Raw genomic sequence first — 13,193 nt, forward strand, 5'->3', positions numbered from 1 at the left:
GGCTCAATTGCGGACAGCTTTGCCAACATGCACCTTTGTCAATCTTTATGGATCTACTGAAATTACTGCCGACGCAACGTATCACAGGTTTGCTGATAGCGATCCACTTTCGAAGCTACGAATACCGCCGATTGGGCGCCCAGTTGCCAACACTCAGATTTACATTCTTGACGGCCGGGGGTGTCCCGTTCCTGTGGGTGTGACAGGGGAGCTTTACATTGGCGGCGTTCAGGTTGCGCGCGGCTATCTGAACCGCTCCGACCTGACAGCGGCACGGTTTGTCCCCGACCCGTTCAGCGCCGCTCCCAATGCGCGGCTTTACCGCACGGGGGATCTGGGACGCTGGCGGGCAGACGGGACACTCGAGTTTCTGGACCGCCGAGACTTCCAGGTGAAGATCCGGGGGCACCGGGTCGAGCTGGGAGAGATCGAGGCCTGCCTTTGCGCCCATGTGGGTGTGGGCGATGCAGTTGTGATCGCGCGCGGTTTGGAGAGTGAGGGCGGCACGGACCTTGCAGCTTATGTGGTTGCGGGTAAGGATGGCGCTGACAGCGGCGCTGCTGAGGTGGATGCGAAGGCACTCCGGGACCATGCCACGCGGCATCTGCCGTCGTGGATGGTTCCTTCAGCCTACGTGTTGATGGACGCGTTTCCCCTGACGGCAAGCGGCAAGCTGGACCGGCGGGCGCTTCCGACCCCGGACGGGACGGCCTATGTCCGGCAGGCCTATGAAGCGCCTGCCGGAGATATGGAGGAGACGCTGGCGCGGATCTGGTCGCAGCTTCTGGGAGTCGAGCGGGTAGGCCGCCACGATAACTTCTTCGATCTAGGCGGCCATTCGCTCCTGGCCGTGCGGATGCTCTCAATGCTGCGCGAGGCGCTCGGGAGAGAGGTTCCGTTAGCAAAGCTATTTGCTCGACCAACCGTCATTGCCTTTGCGGACGTTCTGAATCGTCAGGACCCCCTGCTGGATCGTGGTATAACAGCGTTTCGTGCGGAAGGAGCCAAACCTCCTTTGTTCCTGTTCCAGGAGCTGAGTGGTGAAGTCATCTATGGCTTTGAACTTACCCGTCATATCGATACAGATATACCCGTATACGGGCTGACAAATCCCAGTGATGTGAGCATACCTCTGCGCACGATCGAGGAAATAGCCACCCATTTTCTGACTTCGATCAAAATGGTGCAGCCGAAAGGGCCTTACTACATTGCAGGATGGTCGTTCGGCGGTTTACTTGCTTACGAAGTTGCTGCCCAGATGATTGGCAATGATGACCAGGTCGCGTTTCTCGGTCTCTTCGATACCAATTTCCCGCAGTCGTTAGAACCTGCCAGTTCGGAAGAGGACTATCTACGCCGAATATTTGAAGACAAACACGCTTTGCGGTATCTTGCCGCAATTGCCGCAAAGCGAGGCATACCGATAGCACTGAATGACATAGAGAGCATGTTGCACCATGACAAGGTTCGACAATACATCTCCCGCATGTATGCATATTCACAAGCCATGCACCAATATCATGTTCAACCGATTCCGATCCCTTTGCACCTTTTTGGAGCTATCGAAGATGCTGAGGCTGGCCGATCGGGTGGTTGGGAAACTGTCATCTCAAAAGAGCATATTCACGTCATTCCGGTCCCTGGAAACCACTGGACGATGATGGACCCTCCCAATGTTTCCTGCCTTGGGGAATCTCTTTCCAAGTCCCTGAAGGATCGGGAACAGCGGGTTTATACACAGGCACGGAGTTACGATCCGCTGATGACTATTCAAAGAGGCCAGGTGGGGCAAATTTCGGTCTTCTGCATCCCTGGGGCAGGCGGCAATGTCGGCGGCTTTGCACCGCTTGCAAATGCCCTTGATGAGTCCTATCCCGTCTATGGTCTTCAGCCACGTGGACTGGACGACCAGCTTGTGCCACACACGAGCGTTCAGGCTGCTTCCAGATGCTACCTTGAGGCAATTCAAACGGTCTGCCCTGACGGACCTGTCCATCTTCTCGGTCATTCCTTTGGAGGCTGGATTGCTTTCCAGATTGCCCTGGAGCTGCTTGAACTCGGCTGCCCAGCTGAGTCGCTCACCTTGATCGACAGCGAAGCGCCGAAGGAAAACGGGGAACGAGTACGCGAGTACAACCGCACCGAAGTCGTGACGAAATTGATTGAGATCTACGAACAAGCTGGAGAATGTTCGCTTGGGATAGAGGCCCCTGAATTGGCACAGCTCGATGCAGCGCGGCAAATCGGCCGCTTGCATGAGAGTCTTCTTCAGCACGATTTGATGCCGTCAAGTTCCAAGGCAAAAGACCTGCAAGGAGTCGTTCGCTCTTTTGGAACCGCTCTCAGGACGAAATATCATCCGAAAAGCCCCTATCCTGGAAGGACCAGTCTGGTATTGCTGAGCGATCCCAAGCTTCCCGAAGCGACCAATGCCAAATTATTTGCGAACAGCGTTGAGGCATGGCGCTTGTGGGCGCCAGAGCTTTTGTCCTGGCATGGTCCGGGCAACCACATGACAGCGCTCAAGCATCCGCATGTTCGGCACTTGTCCAAGTGGATAATGAGCAACTTTCAAGGCAAAGTGGTCGGTGTATCGGAATAAGGCGCGGGTAGGGGTTCCTCCGCTCTGACAGCGCGATCGCCCAATTGTCTTAAAGTCGGACAGATTCCAGACTTTCGTGTCGTTGAGCCAGAATTTCAGACGACAGTGCAATTGGCTAGTGAAACAACAGATCTGTCTCTGGGTAACAGTTAGAACCGTGCAGCAGAAACAGTGACCGGACAGAGCAGGACAATAGAGTATACCTTCGCGAGAGGCAATCTCGTATCGCGACCATCCATCAATATTTGTAAAAAGCGAGACATCTAAACAAGGACACTCGGCATCAACCAGGCTGCTGCAACCTTTATTGACGGGTTCTCGGAACTCACAGGTCTGTAGCTCGACGCGCCGGTATTGGCAGTATGCACCCGACAAGCTCGGCAATTTAAAGAAGTAAGGTATTAAAATTTTAATAGAGCAGGAAGTAACTTCTACGCGGTAAAATTCATGGTATTTCGCTCGTTTTTACTCGGGAAAATCCACAACTGTACGCTGACAGGAACCCATCTAGAGTACGAAGGCAGCATTAGCATAGATCGCACTCTGCTCAATGCGGCCGGCATTGCACCTTACGAACGGGTACAGGTACTCAATATTGCGACGGGCGCCCGGTTGGAAACCTACGCGATCGCTGCTCCAGCCGGGTCGGGGCGCGTCGAGTTGAATGGGGCAGCAGCTCGGCTGGGGGCAACCGGCGATCGCGCGATCGTCATGAGCTATGGTTGGCTCAGTGCCGAGGAAGCAGACAACCACTCTGCACGCGTGGTATTAGTAGATGAGCGCAACGTACCGGTATCCCAGCTGCAGGCAACTGTCGACTGTACTTAGCAGACCAGGCGGGTTGAATATAGGGCAATGCGGTGTGAACGACCGACCGCACAAAAACTTCTCCGGTCCCGGGCACGAACAAGACCTTCTTTGGGTCCGTCCGCTTTCGAATTCTTTTGGTCCGCCCACTTTCGAAATTGAAGAGTGATGCTCCTAACAAGCAAAGATATCACACATCATGGCGACTCAACTGACTTTTTTTAACACCAACTCTGGGGTAAGGGAGTTAGGGACGTCAGAAGCAAAATTGTGAGATGAGTCTCAAGGCTATCTGACTACTCTCACCTGTATCAGATGTGAAGCTTTATTCGGGATAAACGACATAGATTGGCGAGTTGACTGTCGTTTTGTAGTTTCCAGATCGCAAAGACAATTTGGGTCGGCAGTGGTTTTCGTTGAGTCATCTACTAAGTTTGGTGTCTGCAACCAGCCAGAGTTAAGGTGGTAAGAGATAAGTGCTCATTTAATGCAGAGCGTACCAGCGCACGACCCTTCACGACGACAAGTTTCTCCACGCCGCCGCCTGCTTGCGAAAGCTCTCGGCATTTATATCAATGATAATTGTATGGTGGATCGATCTGTCCAATGCTGCCACGGTTATCATCGAATCAGCAAAGTTCTCGCCCCAGCGACTGAAGGGTTGATTGGCAGTCAGCACCAAACTCTGGCGCTCGAAATGGTGGGCAATCAGCTCGAAAAGCACTTAGGTCTCGGCCTCCGACTTCAGGACGAAGCCCAAGTCGTCGAGCACCAATAAATCAAACCGGTCCAGCTTGCGCAGTTGCTGATGGGGGCACTACTCCTGCCTCTCCTGGTGCAGCAGCTGTACCAAGGGTAGGGTCTGACCGAAGCGCACTCGCCGGTCGGACTCCACCATCGCCCGTGCCAAGGCTGCCGCCAGATGGTTTTTCCCAACTCCCGACGGTCCAAACAACAAGCAGTTTGGACTTCCCCCTGTCCACCCAACTTGGCTCAGCGGTCAACCGGAGCGAGGGCAAGGCATTCAGCTGGGGGCACTGGCTAAAGTCAAACTACCCTTCAGACCGTGCTCCGACGCCGAGCTTGGGGATGCTCCTCAAGCAGTTACGGCTAACTAAGATGCTCCGTCATTGGCAGGAACTGGAGCAGCAGTCTACCTAGCAACAGTGGTTCTACAGCGAGTTCCCAAACACTTTGTGCTAGATAGAGGCAGACTGGAGTTCACAAGGCCGGACAAACGCTTCCTAGCGGAAGCCCGGCTACCTTCTGGGAAAAGCTTGGCGAGCTTCAAGTTCGACCATTGTCCTAGGCTCAACCTCGCGCTCCTGATGCAACTTGCACGGGACGCCGGATGGGTTGAGCGTGTCGAGAACTGCTCGGTCTTCGGTCCCTCTGGTGTAGGGAAACTCACATCGCGGCAGGATTAGGTCGTGCGCCGCTCGAGCAGGAAAAGCGATTGCGGTTCTACTTTACGGCCAATTTGGTGCAGCATTTGCAGCAAGCCAGGACCCAGATAGTATTGCCAGGGATTTTGAGCAAACTCGACAGCTTCGACCTGCTGATTGTTGACGATCTCTAGGTATGTCAAAAAAATGCCTCCGCTACGAGCGAAATAGCTTTTAGTGACTGATATTTAGGGCTGCTGAAAAAGTCCACAAAGTGAATTTAGGGGACAGAGAGCTCATGAAATCAGGCTTTCGCCATCTAGCCCCAGATTTTCGCCCCTAGATCTCGGCTCAAGTGCAAGGGTTTTGAGGCTCTAGCAACCATAACCTTACACTTCTCTGACGCAGAAAACGCTGGTACCTTCTCGCTCAAACAATTCCAGCCTTTTTCAGCAAGCCCTAATTAGCCATTCAGTCAATGGAACGAGATTTCCGCCGATGCCACAGATCGCGCTGGCAGCTGTCGACCGATTACTGCATGATGCGACGATTATCGACATTCAGGTGGAAAGCTTCCGTAAGCAGGCACCAATCACTCGGACGTGAAAGCCCGACCCTAACCAAACCTATATTTCAAGTAATTGTAGCGACTTTCGAAAGAAGGTTAACATTAGACAGACGATTGCTAAATATTTTAAGCCAGTGCAAAATATCAGTCAACGGAGCATCCAGCTTCAGATGTGAAGGGCATAGGCTGGGAATCAGGGAAAATGGCATACCCAGTGAGCTAGGAATCGCTGCAGTCATCATTGTCCCAGTCAGCTTTGATACGTTTCGCCTGCCCCCTTGCTGCTCTTATCTTGGCTCATCAAGTTCATAGCCATATCCCTTACCACCGCTAAGTTTGCCGGCGGGTTCACTTGGCGTAACCGACTAGCATCCTCTCAAGTTCCCAGGTCAAGCAACAAGTGCACACGATTCGCGATTCCCAGTGCACTCGTACCGTTCGCGCAAACTGTCCCCCGCCTCCGTCTATGATGTGCAAATTACTACTGAAATCCTCCTTTATATATAAACCGTGATGGAGCTTTCAAGGATTCTGAAAGTCTCTTTTGTCATGGCTTTTAGGAGATGTGTTCATTTCGTTCAATGAATCCGGGACATACCCCGATCGTGGACACATGAAGATAGAGTTCATGAAATGCGCTGACCATAGTCAAGCTCGATCAACTTATCCGCTAGATGGAAATAGCGCTCATCATGACTGATCACGATCACGGTTTTACCGCGCTGTTTTAGCTCAAAAAGAATCTGATTGTAGAAAATTTCTCGGAAAAAGGGATCTTGATCGGAGGACCATTCGTCAAATAGATAGACGGGGCGATCTTCTAGATAGGCAGTTAGCAAAGCCAGGCGCTTCCGTTGACCCTGTGATAAATCCAATGTAGAAAGCTTGCCATCACTCACCTTAACCTTACGGTCGAGCTGGAGTTGCTCTAAAAAGCCATGAACTTTGTCATCCAAGGTTTCTGTTGAGATACCAAACAATGTTTCAAACAGATAAAAATCTGCAAATACGGCAGAAAATAATTGCCGATAGGCATCTCTTTGAGTGGCTGAAACATTATTTCCATCCCATAGAATCTTGCCTGAATTAGGTTCATACAGTCCAACAATCAACTTTGCTAGAGTCGATTTGCCACTACCATTCCCCCCTATGATAAAGATCAGTTCACCTGGGCTAAATGAAAGATCTATCGGCCCTAGGGTGAACTGCTCGTCTTTTTCTGTCCAATAGATGTGGGTAACTTGCACCATTTCAATCCGATCTTCAAGTAACGATTGCGAGGATCTCATGACATTAGGATATTCAGGTTTCTCTGCAATGGAGAGACCAAGCTCTTCGATTTTCTTGAGGGCAACACTCCCTCGGCTAATTGCGGGAAGCATCGAGATGATCCCTTCGATGGGCCGAGATAAGTAAGTGATAGTTAGGACATAAGAAGACAATATAATTGTGGTTACAGAGGTATAAAGGGGCAACACAAACACGAGGAAACCCATGACTCCAAAAAACATTAAATTACTCGTATTTAAAGTCACAGCAACGATACTTTCTGCCCGTATTTCATAATCACGACAATCAGCTGCTGTAGCCTCAAAGTCTTTCTCTAGAAATTCCATGCGACGAGGGGTATGTAGTTTCAGCTCTTTAACGCCTTGTATTATCGAGCGGAAATACCTCAAAAGTAAATCTTGCCGGTCTCGGGCCAAGCGTATTAGTTTGTGAACATAGTTCAGCATCAACTGAATGATGATGATTGCAACTACAATCACTACAAGTATCATTAAAAATATAAATTTTGATATCAAGGCAAGATAAGCCATACAGCCGATCACAAGGGCCAGGTTAACGAATAGTAGCGGGAGGGAAAACAAGGTGTTTGAAATAGCTTCAATATCATCAGTTAGAGTTGCTAAAATACGATTTTCACCTAATTCTTCCAGCCTTCGGAGCGGACAAGCCAGAATGCGATGACTCAACTGAAGGCGCATTTTGAAAATTGCTTGCTGAGATAACCGCGCTAGCAAAATTTGGGAAATAATGCCTGAAACAAGGGTAATTAGTGCCAGACCAATGAAGCCCCAGAGCAACAGTTGACTCGCTTTGTCAGAATTATCGATCGCCTCATTTAGCGAGGCAATTAACAAAGCACTACCTGCACCACTGAGTCCCCCAGCAATGAGAGCAGCTACCAAAGCTTTCCATGAAGAACGCAACAAAAAAATGACTAGGTTCATGGGCTTACTTGTCTAAAATCTCTATCGTCATGAAAAATCAAAACTCAGCCTCCTATATTCAATCAAAACCCTGTAAAACTTTATAATATCTCTTGTTTTACCTACTTACCATGCTCTCATTATCGAATGTTCTAATTCTTGTACTTTTGTTCACAATCTGATTTATTTCCCCATGGTAGCACCTACTTTACCCTGGTCTCTCGTGTCCGGAAGTATGGATTTACTATTCTCGAATGCTTCACAAGCTTCTTATGCCGACTTAAATTGTCCGGTTCCTATCGGGTAATATTGCTGCAACGTTTACCAATGTCTCTGGTTCACTGGATTATCTACCGATCTGCTCACATTATGCTCCACTTGCTCCCCAAATTCTTTCTTATTCTTATTTGGGCATGCCTTATGCTCATCGGTTATAACTTTCTCTGTCCCTGGGCCCCACTCTGATGCCTGGTGCAAAAAAATCTGTATCGGCATTCTCGTCTCGGTACTTGGAGAGCATCGAATACGCCAAAATCCCCCCGCCCATCCAAACCACGGTATGGACAATAACATTTTCCTTTGACTTAGACTAAGGTTTTATCCATCTACTAACCTCGACTGACTTCTTTACCATTTCTCCGCTTTCCTACCATCTGTTCGCGTAAATCTCGGTAAAGCTTACTTGCCAATCCCTGACGGTCTGGTGGGCAAAGGAAACACCTCGTAATTTGGAATCTCCGAAATAACTCGGAGGGTCTGTTTGCAGTAAAACCCATACAATCAAGCCTGGAAAGAAAAACGGTTGAAACTTTCAGATAATTGAAGAGAGTGCAAGCGCGCTCTTTATGGTGTGTTTGAATTCACAGCAACTGAAAACAATGTAGCTCAGCTATTTCTGATGCTGGAACTGGGCAGTATAATTGAATTGGTTGTGGGTGGCATTGAATGGCATATGTATGGCATGAAAACTGTTTTCAGGATATTTGAAAACAGAATGCACATTTTTTATATTTGAGTTCTGACACTTTACTACCCAGCTCCATCATTAACTACAACATGGCTATCATTTCGAACCTGTTGACACGTAGCGATAGTAGCTGGATGTTGACAAGATGGATATGTTAAAGCTGGATTAGCCGACCACTTAGCATCACCTCATCTGGCATGACTACTATGAATTCTAAGCAACGTTTGAACCTATTGAAAGGCATCGATTCTAAATTAGCTTTTGAATAGCCAATTAAGTGATCTCAATCTGGATTGTGCATTTCGGGGGGTTATGCAACAAAACTTTGATCTAACTTGCTTTGCTATGCGACTTAATGGGCATAGGCGAACTCAGGAGTTCGCCTATGTCGGGCTCATCCAGCCTATTCCATCTTGCGTCGGAGACTCAGTGGACGCATGTCTGTCCAGACGGTCTTTATGTAATCCAGGCACTCTTGCTTGGTTCCCCTCTTGCCGTCATCGCGCCATCCTAGTGCATTGTCACGGTCCTCCGGACAGATTGAGTATTGTTCTTCGCCATTGACAACAACTTTGTACATGACGTGATTTTCTTCTGAGAGCATTGTAATTCCTTCCTACTCTTTCAAACTATGACAACTTGAAGCATAAGCGGCAATCAAGAAAGCTCTTATTGAGAGTCAATATTGATTATCGACCATGCCCGTCTGTTCAGTTGCAATTCTAACCCGTATCACCCACTAATTGCATTGGCGCGTGAAATCAGGCTAATCGCCCCAAACTCTGGCAACTGAATTTGTTCTCCATGCTGGCATGGCTTGAGCGTTATTGCCCGCAGCAAAGGGGCGTTGTTATCACTGACTTTTGCTTAATCACGATAATTTCGACTTTATGGTTTGAAACAGATTTCAGCCCTGGCTGACTGACAGAGCGCATGAAAACCCAGGGTGTCAAATTTTTTGTGTAAGCAAGTGGATCGCAGTCGGTGAAGCACTCGGGATGCTCGATGCCAAATCGCGATAGCGCTTCCAGTTTGCCAGTGGCATCGTCCATTTCTAGGCAATCTTCTCCAGCGCTAGGTAGAGCAACTTGAAGACCACTGCTTCTGACGGAAACGACGCCATGGTCTTCAATACCTTCCGCAACGATTTGTTCTGTGATTCAATTGAGTTGGTCGTGTCAATCACTCGCCGGATTTCCGGCAGGTAACCGAAGAACGGTATGACTTGCTCCCAGTGTCGCAACCACATCGCGCTGATGGTCGGATCGGTGGCGTCCCACTTCTCGGCGAACTACGCTCGTGCTTCCTCGGCGGTCGCTACCGTCACCGCGCGTTAAATCGCTTTCAGGAACGCTGCTACGGTCTTTCGCTGCTTCCAGCCAACGTACTTAAGCAAGTTGTGCAACAGGTGCACCAGACACAGTTGCACCCCGGTCTCGGGCAAGCTCGCGGCAATCGCCTCGGAAAACCTGCTCAGCGCGTCGACGCAGGCGATCAAGATGCGCTCCACTCCCCGGTTCTTCAAGTCCGTCAACACCGAAACAAGAACATGGCGCCTTCGTTCGGCGACAGCTACATCCCTAGGACATCCCTATGTCCATCTTGGGTTACCCCAGCACCAGATAAATCGACACCGACCGCTCCCGCCCGTCCTGGCGGACTTTCACCTGCAAGGCATCGAGCCAGACAATCGGGTAGATTGTCGATAGTAATCGAGACTGTCACTGGCACAGCTCGGGCAGCACGGTATCGGTGACCTGACCGATCGACTCGGGGGAGATGTCCACGCCATAGAGGTCGCGCAGTTGTGCCCGAAGTTCTCGGGCGCTGCTCCCGCGGGCAGAGAGCGCCAGATTCCTTTCGTCTATCTCTGCTAGGCGAAGTTGACTTTTGGGCACGAGGACGGGCGTAAATTCGCTTCGGCGGTCGCTCGGAATCTGCAACTCTAGGCTGCCCTGTTTGCAGTGGACGGTTTTGGCGCGAGTCGCCGTTGCGACTGTTGGGCAGCGCATTGGGGTCGGCAGCCTGCTGCTAGAGGTGGTGGGTCAATTTGCCTTGGAGGGCGTGTTCGACCAAGCGGGTGGTGAGCTGTTGAGCAGCCCCTGCTCGCTGAGGATTTGCTCGGTACCGGATTAATGCTGCAGACGTTGGTTGAGAAGCTAGTCGGTTTCGGAGGGTTCTGAGTTACTTCCGGGCATGGGTTTGCGGTCTCCTATTGGGTTATCTCTCTGACCGCTTACACAAAAAAACGTTTTGAGCTCCTTGCTGACTCTCCTTCCAAGCTTGCGTTTCCGCTCTCAGTACCTCGGTTGACCCGATGCACCGACTAACCAGGCATGCGGGCTTATCGAGCTCGATTCATTCTCGGCAATGTTCAGCCAACTGCAGTGTATGGTGTGTAGTTAAACTCTCCCTGCCGCACCAGCTCTCGCACCTCCTGCGGCAGCTTAACTCCCTCGTCTGTGATGCAGTTTTTGAGCATCTTAGGGAAGACAAAGCTACGCATTTGATTGGGCTTCTTAAATCGTGGTATTCCCGACCGCTTCAATCGCCACGACTCCAAAGCCGCTTCCAGCTTTCGGATAACTTGTTGAAGCACCTGGGGGCATTAACGGGCTTGAGTCTGGGAAAATCAGCTTTGCCGAAGTTAGAGTGACTTGCACTATCGTGCATAGCTGGGAAATAGCGCATCCGCAGGCAAGATGAACTCTTGTCGAATCGAACACGCATTCACTGGAGATTTGCGAGAATCCAGCCAGTCTTTGCGATCCTGTAGTGCAAAGTTCCGGACATTGCGGCACACACCCAACATGCACTTAATCTCTGAAACCTGCTCGGCGGTTGGCTCTAGCTTAAATTCCCACGTCTTGTTTAGCATGCAACCATCACATCCTAAGAAATAAATATTTGTTTCTTAGGCTTGGCTAAATTACTCCCTTCGGTCGTGAGCCGCTTCACCACCCCCTAAGCCTTCGGCTATGGGCGGAGCACTGCGACGATCTCGGTAGTTCCCACGCATAAAGGAGGGCTGTTCCACGTCCGCGAGTCCGGCGAACTTCCCGAAGCGAACCAAGTACGCTCGTAACCTTCTGGCGGGTACAGCTGTTGGCAAGCGTCGCGACAATAACCCGCCGCAGCACCGTTGCGTTCAAGATGTCCTCGCGATTCAGGCCATTGAGGGCTCGCAGGTAATCCCTTCACCAGTTCAACTCCGTGGCAGCCGTTCGACCCCGCCGTTCAAAGAACTCGGCTTCGTATTTGTCGAACCAGTAACCTACCGTCTGACGCGCTCGGCCTGCTCGTCGCGCTCGTAGTCCGCCCAGTCAAATTGCTGCAATACCAACATGCTGCCCAGCTTCCGGGCTTCCGCATCGGCTCGCTTGATGCCGGCGGCATTGGCATAGATGCCGAGAGCGATCCGCTGCTGGTGCGACTTGGATTTCCCGGAGTTGGGCTTCGGGGGTAGAGTGGACTGAAGGTAAAGGCGCTGGCCGAGCTGGCAGACAGAAACGCCGACCTACTGAGACTTTAAGGTCTGGTTGACCTTGCTTATGTCCATCTTGCTTACTTGCTTAAAGTTTGCGTAGAAAACGGGGGTAGAAGCGGACCCGTGGGAGCACTATAGGGTACTGTAGTGCAAATGAACCACAAACTGGAAATGTAAGCTGAGATTGAGTTGCAAGACTTAAACGTACGGAGAGGGGGGGATTCGAACCCCCGAACGAGTTGCCCCGTTAGCGGTTTTCGAGACCGCCGCATTCAACCACTCTGCCACCTCTCCAGTGGACGAAGCGCGCCTTACGCGCAGTGGAGCATTTTGGGATACTGCGGCTCTCATATTAGCATTGTCAACAGGGAAGTTGGTGAGGAACCTACTATGGTGGTCAATTGAAGAGGCATTGCACAATAGAAGGATGAGATGCCCCAAATGCCCTTCCCAGCAAATTCGTAAGAACGGCCCCCGATGTGGCAAGCATTACTAACAGAGAAAGGACTGCGGCCGTCAATTTGTCGAGTCCTACTCTCTACGTGGTTGCCACCGGAGGTTCGGGCAGACTGCTTGCGGAGACACGACGAGGGGCAGGGGTTCGGGAGCATCTTGGGTTGTACTGGGTCAACCACAACATCGTCATCAATTGGGTCCGTTTGAGTGCACAGGAGCTCCCCCAGCTCCCCACTGAGGAAACTCAAACTTTTAAGATTGGGGAGGTCGATGAACTACAAACCTTCGCTGGCTCCATGAAAAAATGATGGATATGGACGGTGGTTGACCATAAACAGACTGGCATTCTTGCCTTCATGGTTGGCGACTGCTGCAGCCAGACCTTTGAGAAGCTCTGGGAGCGCGTGCAAGGGTGGGGTTGATTCTAGTAAGTGAGCGATGGCTACCCGGTGTATCCAAAGTTCATGTATGCGACAGAGCACGGGGTGAGTAAAACGTATATGACCCGAGTGGCAGGAGAGAATACAAGTCCGAGGCACTACCTAGGGCTTGCTGAGATAAGCTCAAATGCAGACAGCGAAGGATTTCTGAGGCTTGCGAAGCACAAAAAGTGCAAGGAAAACGTCCAAATATCTGGAAAACCCTTGCACCTTTGGACCCGATGTACGCTCACCTCCCCGCAGGACAGCTCTCCTTTGAAGATTTCTG

Annotated in this window: 6 protein-coding genes, 1 tRNA gene and 4 pseudogenes; 4 read left to right on the plus strand and 7 right to left on the minus strand. The window is 50.7% G+C overall.

Annotation, left to right across the window (positions count from 1 at the left end; all coding sequences use genetic code 11):
• The first annotated feature begins 19 nt into the window (after positions 1-19).
• Both KR51_RS16700 and panD read left to right on the plus strand, forming a co-directional pair.
• Positions 20-2,602: a non-ribosomal peptide synthetase gene (locus KR51_RS16700; RefSeq protein ID WP_198016837.1), complete on the plus strand. Its 2,583-nt coding sequence runs from the start codon at positions 20-22 to the stop codon at positions 2,600-2,602.
• Positions 2,603-3,049: 447 nt separating this feature from the next.
• Complete coding sequence (gene panD, locus KR51_RS16705) at positions 3,050-3,430, plus strand: aspartate 1-decarboxylase (protein WP_022609340.1); 381 nt, start codon at positions 3,050-3,052, stop codon at positions 3,428-3,430.
• 493 nt (positions 3,431-3,923) lie between these two features.
• On the opposite strand, the pseudogene KR51_RS20800 reads toward panD, so the two are convergent.
• Positions 3,924-4,406 (minus strand): annotated as a pseudogene (locus tag KR51_RS20800) (ATP-binding protein).
• A gap of 459 nt (positions 4,407-4,865) precedes the next feature.
• Here KR51_RS20800 and KR51_RS21385 point away from each other — a divergent pair.
• Positions 4,866-4,988: a hypothetical protein gene (locus tag KR51_RS21385; RefSeq protein WP_408638142.1), complete on the plus strand. Its 123-nt coding sequence runs from the start codon at positions 4,866-4,868 to the stop codon at positions 4,986-4,988.
• Positions 4,989-5,988: 1,000 nt separating this feature from the next.
• On the opposite strand, the gene KR51_RS16720 is transcribed toward KR51_RS21385, so the two are convergent.
• The 6 genes and pseudogenes from KR51_RS16720 to KR51_RS16750 all read right to left on the minus strand — a co-directional run bounded on the left by KR51_RS16720 (position 5,989) and on the right by KR51_RS16750 (position 12,323).
• Positions 5,989-7,596, minus strand: coding sequence for a cyclic peptide export ABC transporter (locus tag KR51_RS16720; RefSeq protein ID WP_022609342.1), 1,608 nt, complete (start codon positions 7,594-7,596; stop codon positions 5,989-5,991).
• A 1,349-nt stretch (positions 7,597-8,945) separates the two neighbouring features.
• Positions 8,946-9,146 carry an MbtH family protein gene (locus KR51_RS16725; RefSeq protein WP_022609343.1) on the minus strand — a complete coding sequence of 67 codons (201 nt, stop codon included), beginning with the start codon at positions 9,144-9,146 and terminating at the stop codon, positions 8,946-8,948.
• A 450-nt stretch (positions 9,147-9,596) separates the two neighbouring features.
• Positions 9,597-10,079, minus strand: a pseudogene (locus KR51_RS21070) (IS256 family transposase).
• A 70-nt stretch (positions 10,080-10,149) separates the two neighbouring features.
• Positions 10,150-10,554, minus strand: a pseudogene (locus tag KR51_RS21075) (transposase).
• Positions 10,555-11,204: 650 nt separating this feature from the next.
• Positions 11,205-11,420, minus strand: coding sequence for a helix-turn-helix domain-containing protein (locus KR51_RS21390; RefSeq protein WP_040656637.1), 216 nt, complete (start codon positions 11,418-11,420; stop codon positions 11,205-11,207).
• Positions 11,421-12,236: 816 nt separating this feature from the next.
• Positions 12,237-12,323, minus strand: a tRNA-Ser gene (locus KR51_RS16750).
• A gap of 593 nt (positions 12,324-12,916) precedes the next feature.
• Between KR51_RS16750 and KR51_RS20815 the strand changes: the two are divergent.
• Positions 12,917-13,193: pseudogene (locus tag KR51_RS20815) on the plus strand (hypothetical protein); the annotation flags it as partial.

The organism is Rubidibacter lacunae KORDI 51-2, from assembly GCF_000473895.1.
GTDB lineage: Bacteria > Cyanobacteriota > Cyanobacteriia > Cyanobacteriales > Rubidibacteraceae > Rubidibacter > Rubidibacter lacunae.

What these genes read in the sequence shown, in the direction of transcription:
- panD (WP_022609340.1), top strand. Translation starts at nt 3,050, where the DNA reads ATGGTATTTCGCTCGTTTTTACTCGGGAAAATCCACAACTGTACGCTG.
- KR51_RS16720 (WP_022609342.1), bottom strand. Translation starts at nt 7,596, where the DNA reads ATGAACCTAGTCATTTTTTTGTTGCGTTCTTCATGGAAAGCTTTGGTA.
- KR51_RS16725 (WP_022609343.1), bottom strand. Translation starts at nt 9,146, where the DNA reads ATGCTCTCAGAAGAAAATCACGTCATGTACAAAGTTGTTGTCAATGGC.
- KR51_RS21390 (WP_040656637.1), bottom strand. Translation starts at nt 11,420, where the DNA reads ATGCTAAACAAGACGTGGGAATTTAAGCTAGAGCCAACCGCCGAGCAG.